This is a genomic window from Caballeronia sp. NK8 (assembly GCF_018408855.1).
GTDB lineage: Bacteria > Pseudomonadota > Gammaproteobacteria > Burkholderiales > Burkholderiaceae > Caballeronia.
In genome coordinates this window covers 1777210-1797374 of record NZ_AP024322.1, presented here as the reverse complement: position 1 = coordinate 1797374, position 20165 = coordinate 1777210, and the positions used below count along the sequence as shown (strand labels likewise).

Here is a 20165-nt window from a genome sequence, read left to right as displayed (position 1 = left end):
GCAGTGCCTCAGGCGCCGTCGACATCGCGCGTGTCGCGATCATCGTGGCCGTCACGCGCGAAAAATGCCCGCGGGCTTTCGCCGAACGCACGACGGAACATCGCGGAAAATGCGCTCTGGCTTTGATAGCCGAGCTCACGCGCGACTTGCGCAAGTGGGCGGCCCTGGCTCAGCAGCGGAATCGCGCGCGCGAGCACGGCTTGCTGACGCCATTGCGAAAAACTCACACCAAGCTCGCGCCTGAAAAGCCGCGCAATGGTGCGCGTGCTCGCGCCCGCTTCAGAGGACCATCGTTCGAGATCGGAATGCGATGGATCGGCCAGTACGGCGTTGCACAAGGCGCGCAGACGCTTCTCGTTTGGCATCGGCACGGAAAGCGGCAGCGGCTGCGAGCGGATGATCTCGTCGAGTGCGAGCGTGCCCAGCAGCCGCTCGCGCTGGCGGGAAATGGTTTCGTCGTCGAGCGCGGCAATGACCTCGCGCAGCAGCGGCGACACCTCGACGACACGGCACGCGCCGAGACCGGCCGGCACGACGCTCGCATCGACATAGAGCGTGCGCAGATACGCGTCCTCGACGATCACCACTTCGTGCGTGACATTGGGCGGCACCCAGATCGCGCGCGAGGGCGGCACCATCCAGGTTGAATCCACGGTCGCGACGCGCAGCACGCCGCGTGACGTGTAGGCGACCTGCGCCCACGGATGCGTGTGCAGCGCGATACGCACGCCGTAGGCAACCGGCCGCGATCGCACGCGAATCGGATGATCGAGGGTCGGCGAATGCTCGATGGGAATGTCGAGATGCTCGACTTCCTCGCTCGACGATCTGGATTCGACAAACGTAGCCATGTTGGTTGGGGTTGAAATGGGCTTCGAGCCACGCGCCGATGGTAGCCGAAAGCGCGTGCGCGGGCGTGCCACGATTTTTGCACGGCGCATAATGCCGTCGTTCATCCTTACGACGTCAGGAGCGCCTGTTTCGATGCAATACGTTTTTGTCTACGGCACGCTGCGCGCGGGCGAAGTCAACGATATCAACCGCGCCGCCGAGCGGCACGACATCGCGACACCCGAATGGCTCGGCGCCGCGCACGTTCACGGGCGGCTTTTCGACTTCGGAACGTATCCAGGGCTGGTGATCGACGAGTCAGGCGCGCCGATTCGCGGCGATGTCTACCGGATCGACGACGCGCTCGTGCCGGTGCTCGACGAGATCGAGGAGGTGTATCCGGGGGTGGAAGGCCTGTTCCGTTCGCATCGCCTGCATGTGGAAGTCGATGTCGAGGGCAGAAAGGATCGGATCGATTGCCTGATCTATCCGGTTGCGGCGGCTGCCGCGACGGGTCGGCCGCGTATCGAGAGCGGCGACTGGGTGGCGCATCGGGCTTCGCGCGCGTGACGTCGCAGCGCCGCGGGCCTTATCAATAAAGGTCCGCGCCGCGTTGGATCGATGCATCGACCCAACGCGGCGTGAATGGCCCCGCGCCTTACCGAAGGCCGGACTTACTGGCTCGAGCCGGACGCCGGCTTGCCGTGCGATTTCTTGTGTTGCATCGATTTGTGCGCGGGCGCCTGCATGCGGGCGCTTTGCGCGTTGTCCTGCTGCGTCTGCAAGGTTTGCGCGCGCGATTCGATGTCAGCGATCTTCGCGGGATCGGTGCTCATCATCACGCCCTGATCGCTCTGGGCATACGCGCCCGATGCGACCGCGCTGAGGGACAACAGAACAGCCAGGGACACTTTCTTCATTGTTACCTCCTAGTAGTAGTTGAACCCGGAATTTGCCTGTCAGATCCAGTGGAATGACGCTTTGTCTGAGCAAAAATCGCTCCCGCTGCTGCGCGAGACGTCGTGCGCCGATCCTGCGCGCGTGACGATCAGACAAACCGAATGATAAGCCCGGAATCGGGCAACGGTGTGTCGTGCGTCGATTTGAAGCCAGCGGATCGAGCGGATTACTTCAGAGTGCTTATCATTGCATTTTGTCGGGAAGACTCGTGATCAATAAAGATGCAGCCAGCGGTAGACATCGAAGCGCGCCAGTCCCACCAGTTCGTGCATGGCGAGTTCGCTGTTCGTGAAGCCCCGAATGCGCGGAAAGAACGTGGCACGGTAGCTTCGCACATCGGACACGTAGGGCGCGGGCGTATAGCCGAACGCTTCGAAGGCGCGCATTGAGCGCCGCATGTGATACGCCGATGTGACGACGATCAAACGGTTGTCATGTGCGGCGCCCAGAATGGCGGCCACGTTGCGTGCGTTCTCGTAGGTATTGAGGCTCTGGTTCTCGCGCACGAGATCGCCGGGCGCGATGCCTTCAGCGAGCACGTAAGGTGCGTAGTTATCGGCTTCGGCCTGACCGTGGCGCTGCGGATCGCCGCCGCTCAGGATCACCTTGCACGAGGCGCCGGTCTGGCGGCACTGCCGGTACAGCGTCGCCACGGCGGCGATGCGCCGTATCGCGTTGTGCTTCGGGACGAGTTCCGGGCCGCTGCGATCCGTGCCGCCGCCCATCAGCACGATCGTCGTGTTGGGCGCGAATGCCGGCATGTCCGTCTGACGATAGCCATGTTGGGCGAGGTCGAGCAGGGGAGTCGCCAGCCAGCCCGCGCCGATGGCCCACGCAAGCGCCGCCACGACAATCGCGATCTGCGCGCGGCGGCGTCGCCATAGCGCAAATAATGCAAAAAAAAGCAGCAATAAAGTGAATAGAACCAATTTGATTGGGGTAACGTATTGGTTTAAGGGCAATTCGTTCCGTCATCGCGTACTTCGGAACGCATCGGCGGTGTCGCAGTAAAGCGCGTGATCAGCGCGCTCTCAACGGGGGCTTGTAATAGAAAGCAGCACCTAACGCAAGCGGCGGCCAAACATTCGACTGTGATTCATTCAGTTGGCTTCGCAGACGGAATTCGGCGCGCCGCGTTTAGTCGACGTCGCGGACCGTCGTGCGACCGTCACGAGCGTCGTCATGGCTGCACAGGAAGAAAGAACGAGATGACCACGTATTCCAACGAAGTTGTACTCGAGGCACTTCGCCGAGCGCAGTATCGTCAGGTTCCTTGGGCGAAACGCCCCAACGTATTCGATCTCTTGCGCGCGCTCGGCTTGCTCGAACTCGCACGGCAGCGCACCGTGGCGCCCGCGCCGGGATTTCATGCACCGGTCGACATCGCGGTGGTCACCGATCGCGGCAAGCATGAGTTTTCCCGGCTTTGCCGCGACGAGCGCTCCAGCGACTGGGATTTGCGCCGCGCGGAACGCTACACGTTCGGTGGTCAGGAAGCGGTTCTGGAGGCGCGAGTCTAGGGACTGCCTGGCACGTCCGGACGCGGTCGACAGTCGACGTTTGGGTCGAGGGTACATTGTCGTCGAACGAAAAAGGCTGACAAACGGCCTGGGTTTGTGGCACGGCCAAAAAAATGCCCGTATCGCGAAGGACACGGGCAGACCGGATCTCACTGTTGCCACGCTGTTCATGGCATTGGATGTGACTGGCGCGCGCCGGAGTGGTTCCGCGCATGCGCAAGATCGTTCGACGTCGTGACGCAAGCTCAATGATGTTGCGAGCGCGACTCCCGCTCTGGATCAGGGCGAGCGCGGACGTTACTCGCGATGTCTCCCCGCAGATCGCCACGCGGAGCGGGAGGCGAAGCGTCGCGATTGCGGCCGGCGTTCTGCGACGCGGCCATCGAAGCCTTCGTGCTCACATGGAAATCGGAAGCCGGAGGCGGAGGTTGTGCCTGGCTCATCGCCGCAGTGCTCGTGAGGGCGATGAAAGCGCCGTGGACGAGCAGAGTCGATGCCTTCATGGTGGAAATCCTCGAAGCCTTCGTGAGGCTTGTTCGATCACTCACCAAGCTATGCTTCGAGCCGCCGGAGCGCTGTAAGGAATGGTAAAGAGTTGTTTCGCCGTGGGCCGCGCGCGGCTTGCCCGTGTTACGAGGTAACATCGGCGGCCACGCAGCCGGTCATGGCGCGCAAGGGCACGATAGCCCGGGGCGCTGATTTCGGCGGAGAGGAAAACCCGCGCAGGGCGTGGTCTGCGCGAGCGGATGAAATTTCTCAGCGAAGCCGGCGAGGGCCGGCTCCGGCAGAAATGGAGACGCTCAGGCCATCTTGGCCGGCGCGCGCCACGATTCCGGGTTGGTCCAGAATGCGCCGCGCAGGCGATCGCGGCTCGGCGGTGCCGGCGGCTTCGCGGCGCTCGAACCGATGCGCCCGCGCAACGACACTTCACGGCCGTTGCTGGAAAGGCGCTTCACGATCTCGGCCAGCGTGCCGTCCGCTTGCCACTCGTCAAAGCGACGGCGGCAGGTCGGCGGCGACGGATAGCGTCCGGGCAGCTTCGACCAGCCTTCGCCCGTCGACAGCACCCACAACACCGCGTTGACCACGGCTCGCGCCTCGACGCGCGGCCGTCCGCGCCGCTCGCTACGCGCCGGCTCGGAACAGAACAACGCCTCAACTAGCGCCCACTCGTTATCTCTCAAATCGTCGAACAGCACCATATCTCACCTCAGCGAAGCTAACCCCGGTGCGCTGCCCCGCGCCGCGCACTCTGGTCGGAATCCGATGAACGAATACCTGGGAAGGCCGGAGCGGTTACGGCGGACGATGTTTCGATATAACCGCGTAATGACTCCGACCTCTGTGCGCAATGAAATGCGAGAACCGTGCCATGCATGTCGTGAAATCCGGGAAACCCGCATGGCAGTAGGCTGACGCGATGTCAGCATGGCCCGTATCAGACCTGAAACAGACTGATTAAGAAATCGGGACAATCACCAATCAAGTGCAATAGGCCCAGCAGACGTGCGTTTGCGCAGTTTGCTGCACCGCAGCGAAACGTACGTTCGCGCATGAAATCAGACCAATGGCGGTCTATACTTCCGCATGAAACAGGGCTATTAATGAGCATTTTGAATGAACGCGCCATTGAACGTGACGTTGCGGCAGCTGCGCGTCTTCATCGAGGTATCGAGACTACGCAGCTTCAGCCGCGCGGGCGATGAGATTGGTCTGACGCAATCGGCGGTGAGCCGCTGCGTCCGCGAACTGGAAGGGGAAATCGGCCTCAAGCTGATCGACCGGACTACGCGCGAAGTCCAGTTGACGGATGTCGGCGTGAATCTCGTTGGCACCGTGTCGCGCCTTTTGGCGGATCTCGACGAAGCGCTGCGCGAAGTCCGCGATCTCGGGCAGCAGCGCCGCGGACGCGTGATCGTCGCAGCGAGCCCGACCGTTGCATGCCGGCTGATGCCGCGTGTGCTCGCGTCGTGCCTGCGGCAGTTTCCTCTGATCAATCTGAGTCTGCGCGACGACGTTCAGTCCGACGTGCTGCGCAAGGTCAAGTCTGGCGAAGTCGATTTCGGCGTGGTGATCGGCCCGTTTTCCTCGGATGAGCTGCACGGCGAGCCCGTGATGACCGATTCCTTCTGTCTCGTCGTGCGGCGCGACCATCGGCTCGGGCGCGAGACCGCGGCGTCGTGGGAGGCGCTCGCCGGCGAGCGGCTCGTGATGCTCGACTACGCATCCGGCAGCCGGCCGATCATCGACGCCGTGATGCAGGAGCACGGCGTCGAGGCGCATGTGGTGCAGGAGCTCGGCCATTCGGCGACGGTATTCGGGCTCGTCGAGGCGGGCGTTGGCGTGAGCGTGCTGCCCTGGCTCGCGCTGCCTTTGCCGGCGGATTCGTCGCTGGTCGCGCTGCCGCTCGAACCGCGCGCCGAGCGGACCGTGGAACTGGTGCGTCGGCGCGATCGTTCGCTGTCGCCCGCGGCGGAGTCGGTCTGGTCGCTGATCGCGTCGCTGCCCGCGCGTGCGGAAGACCTCGGATGACGCCGCAGCGCGTTCCGAAACGTACGGCGCGCGCGTTAGACTCTATTTTTAAGACAAGACGACGGGGCAGGCGATGAGCGAATCGGAAGGAGCGGTGGTCAGCGAATTGAGCCAACTGGCGGGCGCGCACGGATCCGGTGCGCCCAATGCGCGGGACGCCGTGCGGGCGCTGAGGCCGTCGCAGATCCGCGAGGTCGCGAACGCCGGTTTCGGCGTCGCGGATGTACTGCCGTTCTGGTTCGGCGAATCGGATCGCGTGACGCCCGAGTTCATCCGCGACGCCGCGAGCCGCGCACTCGCCGACGGCGCCACGTTCTACACGCACAACCTCGGCATCGCGCCGCTGCGCGAATCGCTCAGCCGTTACGTGAGTGCGCTGCACGGTCCGACGACGCCGGCGCACATCGCCGTGACGAGCGCCGGCGTGAATGCGTTGATGCTGGCGGCGCAACTGGTGGTCGGCGCGGGTGATCGCGTCGTCGCCGTGACGCCGCTGTGGCCGAACCTCGTCGAGATTCCGAAGATCCTCGGTGCAAGCGTGGACACCGTTGCGCTGGACTACGGCGCGCGGGGCTGGACGCTCGATCTCGAGCGCCTGCTCGCGGCGCTCACGCCGGGCACGCGGATGCTGATGATCAACTCGCCGAACAATCCGACCGGCTGGACGATGACCCGCGAGCAGCAACGCACCGTGCTGGAGCATTGCCGGCGTCTTGGCATCTGGATCGTCGCGGACGAAGTCTACGAGCGTCTGTATTACGGGAATGACGCGCCCGGCCAGGCGGCGCCGTCGTTCCTCGATCTCGCCGCGCGCGATGAACGCGTGATCGCGGTGAACTCGTTCTCGAAGGCGTGGCTCATGACGGGCTGGCGGCTCGGCTGGCTCGTCGCGCCCATGCAGTTAATGGACGATCTCGGCAAACTGGTGGAATACAACACGTCGTGCGCGCCGTCGTTCGTGCAGCAGGCCGGTGTCGTCGCGGTGGACGAGGGCGAGCGCTTCACGCAGACGCTCGTCGCCGATCTGCGCGCGAGCCGCGATCATCTGGTCACGGCCTTGCAGGCGGTCGAAGGCGTCGACGTGCGCGCGCCCGATGGCGCGATGTATCTGTTCTTCTCGCTGCCGGGTGCGCATAGCAGTCTTGCGCTGTGTAAGTCGCTCGTGCGCGAGGCCGGTCTCGGGCTTGCGCCGGGTAGCGCGTTCGGTCCGGAAGGAGAAGGATTCGTGCGCTGGTGCTATGCGTGCGATCCTTCACGGCTCGACGCGGGCGTCGAGCGGTTGCAGCGTTTCCTGGCGGCGCGCGGCGTCGATCGAGGTGTGTGAGCGAGTGTCCCCGGCGTCAAGTGAGTTCGAATGCAATGAAGCGTTCACCTTTACGCCCCGGTTGTTTTTGCGTAATATGGCGCTCAGTCACGCGCTTTCGCCTAGGAAAGCGCCACCTCGTCCGGCTGGGATGGCCCGGCGATCGCTCACCGGTCGCCCGAATCCGCCTCTCCCCGGTGCGTGCTCCCAATCAATATGACCGATTACAATCGGGCGAGCGCGTCTTGAAAATCCGCGTCCAGTTTTATCGTTCGCACCATTTTGGTAGCGTTCGGCCGCGTGCAAGCTCGATTTGAATTGAATCATTGACCATACAGGGTTGACCCAAGCTGCATGAATACCCAAGAGGCGAAGATCGTCCTCGAGACTGCCTTGATTTGCGCGCAGGAACCGCTGAGGCTGAATGAATTGCGCAAGCTGTTCGCCGATGACATCGCGGCGGACACCGTTCGCACGTTGCTTGAAGCGCTCAAGGCCGACTGGTCGGGCCGCGGCGTGGAACTGGTGGCGCTTGCCTCGGGCTGGCGTTTTCAGAGCAAGCCCGCGATGCGGACCTATCTCGATCGGCTGCATCCGGAGAAGCCGCCCAAGTATTCGCGGGCCGTACTCGAAACACTGGCGATCATTGCGTATCGTCAACCGGTGACGCGGGGCGATATCGAAGAGATTCGCGGCGTGACGGTCAACACGCAGGTCGTGAAGCAGCTGGAGGACCGTAGCTGGATCGAGGTGATCGGACATCGCGACGTGCCGGGCCGCCCGGCGCTGTACGCAACGACCAAGCAGTTCCTCGACGACCTCGGCCTGACCGCGCTCGACGAACTGCCGGCGCTGGACAATCCGTCGGCGCAATTCGAGGCGTCGCTGTTCGCGCAGCATTCGATCGACTTCCCCGATAGCGTCGCCGGCGACGCGAAAACGCCGAACGTCGGGGAACGCGATGCCGCCGTGCAGGTCAACGCCGAAGAGCCGCTGGAGCCGGCGCGAGCCGAAGCATCCGGCAGCGATGAGAGCGCCGCCGGTATGAGCGCGGAGCCAGAAGCAAGAGAAGAACCGCAGGACATACTCGGAACGGAACATGCGGACGCGCACGACGAGCGCGTCGCATCGCCTTCCGGGATTCACGCGCAGCCGCTGGGCGCCGCGCACGAGACGCACGCCGCGCCCGTGCCGATGCCGCGTGAAGAGGAAGCAGCAGCGAGTCCATCGAACGACGCCGAACTGGACGACGACTCCGAAGAACCGACGGCGCGCCGCGCCTGACGCAAATTGCATGGCCCCTGATTTCGCAACCCGGCTCTCCATAAAGATCATTTCGAGACGACCAGCCGGAGCGATCAGCGGATTTTTAGACGCGCCCGCGACGGGCGCGCGATTCGACATTTGAGGTTGTTTTGACACACTCCCACGACAGCGATTCGCCTGAATCCGCGCGCCCCGTGCACGCCGCGGACGCACCTGAGTCGGCCGACGCCGGCGAACGCACGCGCACCGACCGCGCCGATGAAGGCGCCGAGGGCGACGACCGTCCGCGCCGCGGACTTCGCCGCGGGCCGCGCAGTCTGATCGCACGGCGTCGCGCTGTCGCGAAGACCAAGGGTACCGAAGGCGCGCCGGCCGCGCCGGATGCCGTGAACGAAACGCCGCCCGATGGCGTCGTCGCAGCGCAGGTGCGTGCGCCGCGCAAGGAGCCGGCCGCCAGGCCGCGCAAGACCGAAGGGGCGAATCCGCGTGGCCGCAAGAACGCGCGCGCCGAGACTGGCGAGACCCCTGTCGAAGCAACCGATGAAGCAGTGCCGCAAGCCGCCGCGCCCGCGCCGCGCGAAGGCGGCCGACGCAAGAGTCCGCAGCCACCCAAGCGCGGCAAGCGCAGCGACGCGGGGCCCGCGACGGTCGAGAGTGCGGCCGCTGCCGCCGTCGACGACGTCTTCGCCTACGTGACTTCGCCGGCGTTCGACGCCGACAACGGTTCCGGCGTGCGCGCTCCGATGCTGCGACGCGGCCGCAACGCCCCGCAGCAGAAGCGCGTGCTGGAACCGGACGACGACGCCCCGAAGCTGCACAAGGTGCTCGCCGACGCGGGCATGGGCTCGCGCCGCGACATGGAAGAATTGATCATCGCCGGGCGCGTCTCGGTGAACGGCGAGCCGGCGCACATCGGTCAGCGCATCATGCCGTCGGATCAGGTGCGTATCAACGGCAAGCCGCTCAAGCGCAAGCTCGCGAGCAAGCCGCCGCGCATCCTGCTCTATCACAAGCCGACGGGCGAGATCGTCAGCCACGCGGACCCGGAAGGCCGTCCGTCCGTGTTCGACAAACTGCCGTCGATGAAAACGGCCAAGTGGCTCGCGGTCGGGCGCCTGGACTTCAACACGGAAGGCCTGCTGCTGCTCACGACTTCGGGCGACCTGGCGAACCGCTTCATGCATCCGCGCTACAGCGTCGAGCGTGAATACGCGGTGCGCGTGGTCGGCCAGTTGTCGGAGGGGATGAAGCAGAAGCTCCTGAAGGGCGTCGAACTCGATGACGGCCCCGCCAACTTCCTGCGCATTCAGGACGGCGGCGGCGAAGGCACGAATCACTGGTATCACGTCGCGCTGGCTGAAGGCCGCAATCGCGAAGTGCGTCGCATGTTCGAGGCGGCGGGGCTGATGGTGAGCCGCCTGATCCGTACGCGTCACGGCCCGATCGCGCTGCCGCGCGGCCTGAAGCGCGGCCGCTGGGAAGAGCTCGAGGACAATCAGGTGCGCAGCCTGATGGAGTCGGTCGGTCTGAAGCTGCCGACGGCCGAGAAGGGCGCACGCAGTTCCGCGCCGCGCGTGCAACCCGACCCGATGCAGACGTCGATGGGCTTCATCACGCGCGAGCCGGTGCTGAGCTCGCACTCGCGCATGACGCAGCAGCAGACGCCGGGACGTGGCGGGCGGCGCGGCCAGCCGGGCGGCGTGGCCGGCGGTTTCGGGCTCGGCGGCATGGGTGGATTCAGCGGCAACGCGGGCGCCGGCAATGCCGGCGGCATGGGGCGTCGCGGCGGGCGCGAGGCGAACGGCAATCGTGTCGGCGGCAACGAGACGACCGGCAATCGCGCGAACGGCGGCCGTCCGGGTCCGCGCGGTCCGCGTCCGCAAGGCGCGCCGCAGGGCGTGGGTGGCGCGGGCAAGCGCGCCGCGGGCGGTGGCAACGCACCGCGCGGTAATCGCCAGGGCGGCGCGCAGCAGGGCGCCGGACAAGGCAAGGCCGGCGGCGGCGCCAATCGTGGCACGCGCAATCGCTCGCGCGGCCGCTGAGCCCGCAGAAAGCGCAAAGAAATGTAAAGACCTTGCTGGCAGGCGGGTCCGAGGCTTCGGACCTGCTGCCGGCAGCGAAAAACATATGCTGTGCGCTTCGGGACTGCGCGAACGAATCGACGTGAAACTGGCCACAACGGCCCCGAAAGCGCGCGGTACGTTTGCGTTTATCCTGAAAAATGGCTAAAATCATGAAGTCGCTGGGCACGTAGTTTTTTTGGCTGCCCGGGTGCGACCTCGGTTGAAGATGATGGGCGTTGCGCCCATTTTTTTTTGGCTATTCGGTTCGGCATCTCGGGAGCAGGGGTGCGCGCCCGCATGAAGGCGCTCGCCCGCAGGTGTTTTGGCGTGGAGCGCGCGAAACACCTTGGAGTTACTGTGCAACTGACGGAATTGATAGAAACCACGGTCTCGGGCCTTGGCTACGAGCTTGTCGATCTCGAGCGTTCGGGAGGCGGCATGCTGCGTATATATATCGACCAGCCGGCTGGTATCGCCATCGAAGACTGCGAGAAGGTCACACGTCAGCTCCAATACTTGCTCGAAGTCGAAAATATCGATTACGACCGGCTCGAAGTATCGTCGCCGGGACTCGATCGTCCGCTCAAGAAACTGGCGGATTTCGAGCGCTTCGCGGGGAGCGAAGTCTCCATCACGCTGAAAAAGCCGCTGGACGGGCGCAAGTCGTTCCGTGGCATCTTGCATGCGCCGGACGGCGAAAAGATCGGATTGGAATTTGAAGGGAAGGACGGCGCCGCGATGCTCGATTTCACGCTCGCGGACCTCGATAAGGCACGTCTCGTTCCCAAGGTTGATTTTAGGAGCCGCAAACAATGAGTCGCGAAGTATTGATGCTGGCGGATGCGCTGGCACGCGAAAAGAACGTCAACAAGGACGTCGTGTACGCAGCGCTGGAAGCTGCGCTTGCTTCCGCAACGAAGAAGCTCTTCGAGGAGGACGTGGATATCCGCGTCGCCATCGACCGTGAGAGCGGCGAGCATGAAACCTTCCGCCGCTGGCGTGTCGTGCCGGACGAGGCCGGCCTGCAAGAGCCGGATCAGGAAATCCTGTTGTTCGAAGCGAAGGAACAGAAGCCCGACGCCGAGGTGGACGACTTCATCGAGGAGCCGATTCCGTCGATCGAATTCGGCCGTATCGGCGCGCAGGCCGCCAAGCAGGTGATCCTGCAGAAGGTGCGCGACGCCGAGCGCGAGCAGATCCTGAACGACTTCCTCGAGCGCGGCGAAAAGATCATGACCGGCTCGGTGAAGCGCCTGGACAAGGGCAACTTCATCGTCGAATCGGGCCGCGTCGAGGCGCTGCTGCGCCGCGACCAGCTGATCCCGAAGGAAAACCTGCGCGTGGGCGACCGCGTGCGGGCGTATATCGCGAAGGTCGACCGCACCGCGCGCGGCCCGCAGATCGAACTCTCGCGCACCGCGCCCGAGTTCCTGATGAAGCTGTTCGAACTGGAAGTGCCGGAAATCGAGCAAGGTCTGCTGGAAATCAAGGCAGCCGCGCGCGATCCCGGCGTGCGTGCGAAAATCGGTGTGATCGCCTACGACAAGCGCATCGACCCGATCGGCACGTGCGTCGGCATCCGCGGCTCGCGCGTGCAGGCCGTGCGCAACGAGCTCGGTGGCGAGAACGTCGACATCGTGCTATGGTCGGAAGATCCCGCGCAGTTCGTGATCGGCGCCCTTGCGCCGGCAGCCGTCCAGTCGATCGTCGTCGATGAAGAAAAGCATTCGATGGACGTCGTCGTGGACGAGAACGAGCTCGCCGTCGCCATCGGCCGTGCCGGCCAGAACGTGAGGCTCGCCTCCGAACTCACCGGCTGGCAAATCAATATCATGACGCCGGACGAGTCGGCGTTGAAGCAGAACGAAGAGCGTGGCAAGTTGCGCGACCTGTTCATGGCGCGTCTGGATGTGGACGAGGAAGTCGCCGACATCCTGATCGACGAGGGCTTCACGAGCCTCGAAGAAATCGCCTACGTGCCGCTCAACGAAATGCTCGAAATCGAAGCCTTCGATGAAGACACCGTGCACGAGCTGCGTAACCGCTCGCGCGACGCGCTGCTCACGATGGCGATCGCCAACGAAGAGAAAGTGGAAGGCGTCGCGCTCGATCTGAAGAGCCTCGACGGCATGGACAACGAGCTGCTGGCCAAGCTCGCCGAGCACCAGATTCAGACCCGCGACGACCTCGCGGAGCTGGCAGTCGATGAAGTGGTCGAAATGACCGGAATGGAAGAGGATGCCGCTAAGGCGTTGATCATGAAAGCACGTGAACACTGGTTCCAGTGAGAAATGACCATGGCGCACTGATATTTGGCGGCCTGTCTGGCCGCGTGACCCCGATCTAACCGCAAGGATCTGTCCTTGCATCAAGAGGAATGAATGGCGAGTAACAACGTAGCCCAATTTGCCGCGGAACTCAAAATGCCTGCGGGCGTCCTGCTCGAGCAGTTGCAGGCGGCTGGCGTCCAGAAAGCGAGCGCGAACGACGACCTGTCTGAAACGGACAAGGCGCGTCTGCTCGATCATTTGCGCAAGTCGCACGGTTCCGCCGACGCCGACAAGCGCAAGATCACTTTGACCCGCCGGCATACGTCGGAAATCAAGCAATCTGACGCAACGGGTAAAGCTCGCACCATTCAGGTCGAGGTGCGCAAGAAGCGTGTGTTCGTGAAGCGCGACGAAGCCGGTCTGGAACAGGCCGAAGCGGCGCCGAACCACGTCGAAGAGCCGGAAGTCGACGAGGCCGAACTGCAGCGCCGCGAGGAAGAAGCGCGTCATGCCGCCGAGCAGCTCGAGCGCGAAGAGCGCGAGCTGAAGGAGCGTCAGGCGCGTCTCGAAGCCGAGGAAGCCGAGCGCCGTTCCCGCGAGGAAGCGGCCGAAGCCGAACGTCGCAAGCAGGAAGAAGAAGCGGCGCGCCGTGCGGCGGCTGCCGCTCAGGCGGCGGAAATCTCGCGTGCGGCACAGGCCGCGCGTCAGGAAGTGCGCGCCCAGGTCACGGCGGAAGCCAAGCAGGACACGAAGCAGAACGACGACGCGCAGCGCGCAGCCGCCGAAAAGGCAGCGGAAGAAAAGGCTGCGAGCGAGCGTGCAGCGCAGCGCGAAGCCGCCAAAAAGGCGGAGGAAGACGCGCGCGCGGCGACCGAGAAGGCACGCCTCGAACAGGAAGCCATCGCGAAGCGCCGTGCGGCCGCCGAGGCCGAAGCACGCGCGATCCGCGAAATGATGAACACGCCGCGCAAGGCGCAGGTGAAGGCGCCGGAACCCGCGCCCGCACCGAAGCCGGCGGAAGCGGCGAAGGCCGCTGAAGCGAAGGGCACGTTGCACAAGCCCGCGAAGCCGGAAGGCGCGCAGGCGGCACGTCCCGCAGCGAAGAAGCCGGCTGCAGGCGCGGCTGCGCCCGCATCGACGGCTCCGGCTGGCGCTGGCGACAAGAAGAAGGCTGGCGGCAAGGGCGGCTGGCAGCAGGACGACGCATCGAAGCGGCGCGGCATCAAGACGCGCGGCGACAGCAGCGGCGGTGTCGATCGCGGCTGGCGCGGCGGCCCGAAGGGTCGCGGCAAGCATCAGGAACAGACCACGTTCCAGGCGCCGACCGAGCCGATCATCCGTGAAGTGCACGTCCCGGAAACCATTTCGGTGGCGGACCTCGCGCACAAGATGTCGGTGAAGGCTTCGGAAGTCATCAAGGTGATGATGAAGCTCGGCCAGATGGTCACGATCAACCAGGTGCTGGATCAGGAAACGGCGATGATCGTCGTCGAGGAACTGGGCCATCGTGCGGTCGCGGCGAAGCTGGACGATCCGGAAGCGCTGCTCGTCGAAGGCGAAACCACCGAGGAAACGGCGGAGAAGCTGCCGCGTCCGCCGGTCGTCACCGTCATGGGTCACGTCGACCACGGCAAGACCTCGCTGCTGGATTACATCCGTCGCGCGAAAGTGGCGGCGGGCGAAGCGGGCGGCATCACGCAGCATATCGGCGCGTATCACGTCGAAACGCCGCGCGGCGTCATCACCTTCCTCGACACGCCGGGTCACGAGGCCTTTACGGCCATGCGTGCGCGCGGTGCGAAGGCAACCGACATCGTCATTCTGGTCGTCGCGGCCGATGACGGCGTGATGCCGCAGACGAAGGAAGCGATCGCCCACGCGAAGGCGGGCGGCGTGCCGATCGTCGTTGCGATCAACAAGATCGACAAGCCGGAAGCGAACTCCGAGCGCGTGAAGCAGGAGCTGGTCGCGGAAGGCGTGGTGCCGGAAGAGTACGGCGGCGATTCGCCGTTCATCGAAGTGTCGGCGAAGACCGGCCGCGGTATCGACGATCTGCTGGAAAACGTCTCGCTGCAGGCCGAAGTGCTGGAACTGACCGCACCGGTCGACGCGCCCGCCAAGGGCCTCGTGATCGAAGCCAAGCTCGACAAGGGCAAGGGTCCGGTCGCGACCATTCTGGTGCAATCGGGCACGCTGAACCGCGGCGACGTGGTTCTCGCGGGCAGCGCCTACGGCCGCGTTCGCGCGATGCTGGACGAAACCGGCAAGCCGACGAAGACCGCTGGTCCGTCGATCCCGGTGGAAATCCAGGGTCTTTCGGAAGTGCCGGCGGCGGGCGAGGAAGTGATCGTGCTGCCGGACGAGCGCAAGGCGCGCGAAATCGCGCTGTTCCGTCAGGGCAAGTTCCGCGACGTCAAGCTGGCCAAGCAGCAGGCCGCGAAGCTCGAGAACATGCTCGAGCAGATGGGCGAAGGCGAAGTGCAGAACCTGCCGCTCATCGTCAAGGCGGACGTGCAGGGCTCGCAGGAAGCGCTGGTGCAATCGCTGCAGAAGCTGTCGACCAACGAAGTGCGCGTGCAGATCGTGCACAGCGCGGTCGGCGCGATCAGCGAATCGGACGTCAACCTGGCGACGGCGTCGAAGGCGGTCATCATCGGCTTCAACACGCGTGCGGATGCGCAAGCCCGCAAGCTGGCCGAGTCGAACGGCATCGACATCCGCTACTACAACATCATCTACGACGCTGTGGATGAGGTGAAGGCGGCGATGTCCGGCATGCTCGCGCCGGAGAAGCGCGAGACGGTGACGGGCACGGTCGAGGTGCGTCAGGTGATTCGCGTGCCGAAGGTCGGCCTCATCGCCGGTTGTATGGTGACGGACGGCGTGGTGAAGCGTTCCTCGTCGGTGCGCGTGATCCGCAACAACGTCGTGATCCATACGGGCGAGCTGGATTCGCTCAAACGCTTCAAGGACGACGTCAAGGAAGTGCGTCAGGGCTTCGAATGCGGTATGTCGATCAAGAACTTCAGCGATATCGTCGAAGGCGATCAGTTCGAAGTCTTCGAAGTGACGGAAGTGGCTCGCACGCTGTAATGCGCTAGCCGCTGATAAAAGGGCGGGGTGAGCCTGGTGGCTCGCTCCGCCCTTTTTGCATCAGGCGGCGGAAAAAGAAATACGGAAACGACATCATGGCTAAAAGACGGACATCCGCGAACCGCAACGTGCAGATTGCGGATCAGATTCAACGCGACCTTTCGGAACTCATGCGCGAGGTCAAGGACCCGCGCGTGGGTCTCGTGACGATTCAGAGCGTCGAGCTGACGCCCGACTACGCGCACGCGAAGGTGTACTTCACGACGCTCACCGGCGATCCGAAGCAGACCGAGCAAGGTCTGAATCACGCGGCGGGGCATCTGCACAATATGCTGTTCAAGCGCCTGCACATCCACACGGTGCCGACGCTGCATTTCCACTACGACCAGACGATCGAGAAGGCCGTCGAGATGTCGCGCCTGATCGACGAAGCGAATGCGTCGCGCGCGAAGGATGCGGACGACGACAAGGAAGGCGCCTGAGCGATGGGCGGTCCGAAGAACGAAGCGCGGCCGAAGATCCCGCGCCGCGCGCTCGATGGCGTGCTGCTGCTGGACAAGCCGCTCGGGCTGTCGAGCAACGATGCGCTGATCAAGGCGAAGCGGCTTTATCTGGCGAAGAAGGCGGGCCACACGGGCACGCTCGATCCGCTCGCGACGGGTTTGCTGCCGCTGTGTTTCGGCGAGGCGACGAAGTTTTCGCAGGATCTGCTCGAGGCCGACAAGTCCTACGAAGCGACCATGCGCCTGGGCGTGCGCACGACAACGGGCGATGCCGAAGGCGAGGCCATCGATACGCGCGACGTAACGTGCGACGAAGCGGCGGTTGCCGAAGCGCTGACGAAGTTTCTGGGCGACATCGTGCAGGTCCCGCCGATGTATTCCGCGCTGAAACGCGATGGCAAGCCACTCTACGAATACGCGCGCGCAGGGCAGACGGTAGAGCGCGAAGGTCGCCAGGTGACGATTCACGCGTTGCAGTTGATCTCATGCGCGTTGCCGCTCGTCACGTTTCGCGTGACGTGCAGCAAGGGCACGTATGTGCGTACCCTGGCCGAGGACATCGGCGAGACGCTGGGTTGCGGCGCGCATCTGACGGCGTTGCGGCGCACGGGCGTCGGCGCGTTGACGCTCGAACACGCGGTGACGCTCGATCAACTCGGCAGTCTGACCGAAGCCGAGCGCGATGAACGCCTTCAGCCTGTCGACGCGTTGTTGTCCACGTTTCCCGCCGTGCAACTGAACGACGACGCGGCGCGACGCTTTCTGCACGGCCAGCGCCTGCGGCTCGCGGATGTCGTGGAATCGCGACTCGAAGCCGGTCGCGTGCGTGTCTATTCGCAAGAGGGCGGACGCCTGCTCGGCGTCGCGCGCGCGGGCGAGGGCGTACTCGCGCCCGAACGGCTGATCGTCACAGCGCAATAAAAAAGAGCCCGGTTTGATTCAACCGGGCTCTTGTCTTTCCGCAGGCGGCAAGTCAGTCAATGCGCCGCCGATGCGGCCGCCGCCGAATCTCCGCCGCCCGAACGCTCCGGCCGCGTGATCCAGATCAACGCGATCAGCGCGACGAAAATCCCCGCCGAGATATAGAACATGTCGTTCACGCCGAGCTGCGCGGCCTGCTGCGTGGCCATGCTGTTATAGAGGCCGACGGTCTGTTCCTGCGAGAAGCCGAGCGCGTGCATCTGCTGCATCGAGTTTGCGAACACCGGGTTATACGAATTCGCGCCTTCGACCAGTTGCGCGTGATGCACGATCGACCGATGCTCCCACGCCGTCGAGAAGATCGATGTGCCGATGCCGCCGCACATGATCCGCACGAAGTTCGACAAGCCCGACGCCGCCGGAATCCGATGCCCCGGCAAGCCCGACAGTGTGATCGACACCAGCGGAATGAAGAAGCCCGCCATGCCGATGCCCTGAATCACCGTCGGCACCGTGAGCGCCCAGGTATCGACGCCGGTCGTATAGCGCGAGCGCATCCAGAAGCACAGCGCGAACACGAGGAACGCCGCGGTCGCGATGTAGCGCGGATCGGTGCGCGGCAGGAATTTGCCGGTGATCGGCGAGAGCAGGATCGCGAACAGCCCGACGGGCGCCATCACGAGACCGGCGTTCGTCGCCGTGTAGCCGATATCCGTTTGCAGCCACAGCGGCAGCAACACGAGATTGCCGAAGTAGAGCCCGTAGCCGATCGACAGCGCGATCGTCCCGCCCGTGAAATTGCGCAGCTCGAACAGCGACAGGTCGACGACCGGATGCTCCGCCGTCAGCTCCCACACGATGAAGAACGCGAACGAGATCACCGCGATCAGCGCGAGCACGACGATCGTCGTCGAGTTGAACCAGTCGAGATCCTTGCCCTTGTCGAGCATGATCTGCAGCGAGCCGACCCAGACGACGAGCAGCCCGAGCCCGACGGTATCGATCGGCGCCTTGCGGATCGCCGAGTCGCGGTCGCGGAAGATTGCGAAGGTGGCGAGCGCGGCCGCGATGCCCACCGGAATGTTCACATAGAAGATCCACGGCCACGAGATGTTGTCGGAGATCCAGCCGCCAAGCACCGGGCCCGCGACCGGCGCGATGAGCGTGGTCATCGACCACATCGAGAGCGCCATCGGCGCCTTTTCGCGCGGATAGCTCGCGAGCAGCAGTGTTTGCGACAGCGGGATCATCGGGCCGGCGACCGCGCCCTGCAGCACGCGCGCGGCGAGCAGGAACGGCAGCGTCGGCGCGAGGCCGCAGAGCCACGACGCGAGCACGAACAGAATGATCGAGCCGAGAAAGAGCCGCACCTGGCCGACGCGCTGCGTGAGCCAGCCGGTGAGCGGCACCGAGATCGCGTTAGCGACCGCGAACGAGGTGATGACCCACGTGCCCTGATCCGACGACACGCCGAGGTCGCCGGAAATCGACGGAATCGAGACGTTCGCGATCGACGTGTCGAGCACGTTCATGAACACCGCGAGCGACACGGCGATCGTCCCGATGACGAGCTTTCCGCCCGACAGCGGCGGATGTACGACGTTTTGCGAAGACATGTGGCGAATCCGCTTACATCAGCTTGGCGGCCGATGCGGACTTCGTCGCACGGCCATGTGCAGACGACGTGCTCGACGCCGGCGCGCCCACGCCCGTGCCCGCGTTCTGCTGGATGATGCGTGCGATTTCCTGATCGGCCTGCGCGCCGTATTTGTCGAACACATTGGTCTGATAGACGGTGTTCTGCGCGTTGCCGAGCTGGCCGCCGCCCTCGTCCTTGATCGTCACGTCGGCGTTCATCGACAGACCGATTCGCAGCGGATGCTGTTCCAGTTCCTTCGGATCGAGTTCGATACGCACCGGCAGGCGCTGCACGACCTTGATCCAGTTGCCCGTCGCGTTCTGCGCGGGCAGGAGCGAGAACGCCGATCCCGTGCCGGCCGAGAAGCCGATGACCTTGCCGTGAAACACGACGCCCGAACCGTACAGGTCGGCCGTCAGCTCGACCGGCTGGCCGATTCGCATGTGCTTCAACTGCACTTCCTTGAAGTTCGCATCGACCCACACGGCGTTGAGCGGCACGATCGCCATCAACGGGTTGCCCGGCGCGACGCGCTGGCCGACCTGCACCGAACGCTTCGCGACATAACCCGTCACCGGAGCCGGCAGCGTGTTGCGCGCGTAGTTGATGTACGAATCGCGCACCTTCGCGGCGGCGGCCAGCACGTTCGGGTGATCGGCGATCGTCGTGTTGGCGGTGAGCGAGCGGTTCGACGCGAGTTCCTGCTCGGCGGCGTCGAGCGCGGCCTGCGCGCCGCGCACCGCGTCGCGCGCATGCGAGATTTCTTCCTGCGACACCGCGCCGGTCTGCGCGACCTGCATGCGGCGCTTCAGGTCGTCCTGCGCGCGCGACAGATCCGAGCGGCGCAGCGCGATCTGCGCTTCGTACTGGTTGTTGTTCACGAAGAAGGTCCGCACCTGACGCACGGTCTGCGCGAGATTCGCTTCGGCCTGATCGAGCGCGACCTTCGAATCGGCCGGATCGAGCACGACGAGCGGATCGCCGACCTTCACCGTTTGCGTGTCGTCGGCGTTCACGGAAATGACCGTGCCGACGACCTGCGGCGTGATCTGCACGACATTGCCGTTCACATAGGCGTCGTCGGTGGCTTCGTGGAAGCGCGCGACGAGGAAGTAGTACAGCCCGTACGCGACGGCGGCGATGATGATGACGAGCACGATCAGCGTCATCAGCCGGCGGCGTTTGCCGTTGCTCTGCTTCGGCGCGGGCGCGGCGGCGGTTTGTTGAGGGTCGCTCATGAAAGACTCCGAATATTCCGTTTTGG

The 20165-nt window shown here is 64.5% G+C and carries 16 protein-coding genes and 1 pseudogene; 11 read left to right on the top strand and 6 right to left on the bottom strand.

Going from position 1 to position 20165, the window contains the following annotated elements; genetic code table 11:
- Window positions 1-8 precede the first annotated feature (8 nt).
- Window positions 9-851 (bottom strand): helix-turn-helix domain-containing protein, encoded by an 843-nt coding sequence (locus NK8_RS08550; RefSeq protein ID WP_162065830.1) that lies wholly within the window; start codon window positions 849-851, stop codon window positions 9-11.
- A gap of 133 nt (window positions 852-984) precedes the next feature.
- On the opposite strand from NK8_RS08550, the gene NK8_RS08545 reads away from it, so the two are divergent.
- Complete coding sequence (locus NK8_RS08545) at window positions 985-1401, top strand: gamma-glutamylcyclotransferase (protein WP_213226064.1); 417 nt, start codon at window positions 985-987, stop codon at window positions 1399-1401.
- 104 nt (window positions 1402-1505) lie between these two features.
- Here the strand turns inward: NK8_RS08545 and NK8_RS08540 are convergent, their stop codons facing one another.
- Both NK8_RS08540 and NK8_RS08535 read right to left on the bottom strand, forming a co-directional pair.
- Window positions 1506-1751: a hypothetical protein gene (locus NK8_RS08540; protein ID WP_162065828.1), complete on the bottom strand. Its 246-nt coding sequence runs from the start codon at window positions 1749-1751 to the stop codon at window positions 1506-1508.
- A gap of 252 nt (window positions 1752-2003) precedes the next feature.
- A complete protein-coding gene (locus tag NK8_RS08535) occupies window positions 2004-2639 on the bottom strand; it encodes a YdcF family protein (protein ID WP_225936146.1) in 636 nt (211 codons plus the stop codon).
- Window positions 2640-2999: 360 nt separating this feature from the next.
- Here NK8_RS08535 and NK8_RS08530 point away from each other — a divergent pair, with 360 nt between their 5' ends.
- Window positions 3000-3311, top strand: coding sequence for a hypothetical protein (locus tag NK8_RS08530; RefSeq protein ID WP_061179341.1), 312 nt, complete (start codon window positions 3000-3002; stop codon window positions 3309-3311).
- An 800-nt stretch (window positions 3312-4111) separates the two neighbouring features.
- Here the strand turns inward: NK8_RS08530 and NK8_RS08525 are convergent.
- Window positions 4112-4513: a transposase gene (locus tag NK8_RS08525; protein ID WP_008349224.1), complete on the bottom strand. Its 402-nt coding sequence runs from the start codon at window positions 4511-4513 to the stop codon at window positions 4112-4114.
- Window positions 4514-4940: 427 nt separating this feature from the next.
- On the opposite strand from NK8_RS08525, the gene NK8_RS08520 reads away from it, so the two are divergent.
- The 9 genes and pseudogenes from NK8_RS08520 (at window position 4941) to truB (ending at window position 17262) form a co-directional block, all read left to right on the top strand.
- Entirely contained in the window at window positions 4941-5843 is a 903-nt protein-coding gene (locus tag NK8_RS08520; RefSeq protein WP_213228568.1) for a LysR family transcriptional regulator, read from the top strand.
- Between the two features lie 73 nt (window positions 5844-5916).
- Window positions 5917-7167 carry a pyridoxal phosphate-dependent aminotransferase gene (locus NK8_RS08515; RefSeq protein ID WP_213226062.1) on the top strand — a complete coding sequence of 417 codons (1251 nt, stop codon included), beginning with the start codon at window positions 5917-5919 and terminating at the stop codon, window positions 7165-7167.
- 333 nt (window positions 7168-7500) lie between these two features.
- Window positions 7501-8064 (top strand): annotated as a pseudogene (gene scpB / locus NK8_RS43660) (SMC-Scp complex subunit ScpB); the annotation flags it as partial.
- 497 nt (window positions 8065-8561) lie between these two features.
- Window positions 8562-10454 (top strand): 23S rRNA pseudouridine(2605) synthase RluB, encoded by a 1893-nt coding sequence (gene rluB / locus NK8_RS08505; protein ID WP_213226060.1) that lies wholly within the window; start codon window positions 8562-8564, stop codon window positions 10452-10454.
- A 378-nt stretch (window positions 10455-10832) separates the two neighbouring features.
- Window positions 10833-11291, top strand: coding sequence for a ribosome maturation factor RimP (gene rimP, locus NK8_RS08500; protein WP_062254666.1), 459 nt, complete (start codon window positions 10833-10835; stop codon window positions 11289-11291).
- The gene (gene nusA, locus NK8_RS08495) at window positions 11288-12763 is read left to right on the top strand and encodes a transcription termination factor NusA (RefSeq protein WP_162065824.1); all 1476 of its coding nucleotides are present in this window, start codon (window positions 11288-11290) and stop codon (window positions 12761-12763) included. Before rimP ends, nusA begins: the two co-directional genes overlap by 4 nt.
- 93 nt (window positions 12764-12856) lie before the next feature.
- The gene (infB, locus tag NK8_RS08490; RefSeq protein WP_213226059.1) at window positions 12857-15838 is read left to right on the top strand and encodes a translation initiation factor IF-2; all 2982 of its coding nucleotides are present in this window, start codon (window positions 12857-12859) and stop codon (window positions 15836-15838) included.
- Between the two features lie 95 nt (window positions 15839-15933).
- The gene (gene rbfA, locus NK8_RS08485; protein ID WP_061179349.1) at window positions 15934-16320 is read left to right on the top strand and encodes a 30S ribosome-binding factor RbfA; all 387 of its coding nucleotides are present in this window, start codon (window positions 15934-15936) and stop codon (window positions 16318-16320) included.
- A gap of 3 nt (window positions 16321-16323) precedes the next feature.
- Complete coding sequence (truB, locus tag NK8_RS08480; protein ID WP_213226058.1) at window positions 16324-17262, top strand: tRNA pseudouridine(55) synthase TruB; 939 nt, start codon at window positions 16324-16326, stop codon at window positions 17260-17262.
- 56 nt (window positions 17263-17318) lie between these two features.
- On the opposite strand, the gene NK8_RS08475 is transcribed toward truB, so the two are convergent.
- Both NK8_RS08475 and NK8_RS08470 read right to left on the bottom strand, forming a co-directional pair.
- The gene (locus tag NK8_RS08475) at window positions 17319-18878 is read right to left on the bottom strand and encodes a DHA2 family efflux MFS transporter permease subunit (protein WP_213226057.1); all 1560 of its coding nucleotides are present in this window, start codon (window positions 18876-18878) and stop codon (window positions 17319-17321) included.
- Window positions 18879-18891: 13 nt separating this feature from the next.
- A complete protein-coding gene (locus NK8_RS08470; protein ID WP_213226056.1) occupies window positions 18892-20139 on the bottom strand; it encodes an efflux RND transporter periplasmic adaptor subunit in 1248 nt (415 codons plus the stop codon).
- Window positions 20140-20165 lie beyond the last annotated feature (26 nt).

What these genes read in the sequence shown, in the direction of transcription:
- NK8_RS08550 (WP_162065830.1), bottom strand. Translation starts at nt 851, where the DNA reads ATGGCTACGTTTGTCGAATCCAGATCGTCGAGCGAGGAAGTCGAGCAT.
- NK8_RS08545 (WP_213226064.1), top strand. Translation starts at nt 985, where the DNA reads ATGCAATACGTTTTTGTCTACGGCACGCTGCGCGCGGGCGAAGTCAAC.
- NK8_RS08540 (WP_162065828.1), bottom strand. Translation starts at nt 1,751, where the DNA reads ATGAAGAAAGTGTCCCTGGCTGTTCTGTTGTCCCTCAGCGCGGTCGCA.
- NK8_RS08530 (WP_061179341.1), top strand. Translation starts at nt 3,000, where the DNA reads ATGACCACGTATTCCAACGAAGTTGTACTCGAGGCACTTCGCCGAGCG.
- NK8_RS08525 (WP_008349224.1), bottom strand. Translation starts at nt 4,513, where the DNA reads ATGGTGCTGTTCGACGATTTGAGAGATAACGAGTGGGCGCTAGTTGAG.
- NK8_RS08515 (WP_213226062.1), top strand. Translation starts at nt 5,917, where the DNA reads ATGAGCGAATCGGAAGGAGCGGTGGTCAGCGAATTGAGCCAACTGGCG.
- nusA (WP_162065824.1), top strand. Translation starts at nt 11,288, where the DNA reads ATGAGTCGCGAAGTATTGATGCTGGCGGATGCGCTGGCACGCGAAAAG.
- infB (WP_213226059.1), top strand. Translation starts at nt 12,857, where the DNA reads ATGGCGAGTAACAACGTAGCCCAATTTGCCGCGGAACTCAAAATGCCT.
- rbfA (WP_061179349.1), top strand. Translation starts at nt 15,934, where the DNA reads ATGGCTAAAAGACGGACATCCGCGAACCGCAACGTGCAGATTGCGGAT.
- truB (WP_213226058.1), top strand. Translation starts at nt 16,324, where the DNA reads ATGGGCGGTCCGAAGAACGAAGCGCGGCCGAAGATCCCGCGCCGCGCG.
- NK8_RS08475 (WP_213226057.1), bottom strand. Translation starts at nt 18,878, where the DNA reads ATGTCTTCGCAAAACGTCGTACATCCGCCGCTGTCGGGCGGAAAGCTC.
- NK8_RS08470 (WP_213226056.1), bottom strand. Translation starts at nt 20,139, where the DNA reads ATGAGCGACCCTCAACAAACCGCCGCCGCGCCCGCGCCGAAGCAGAGC.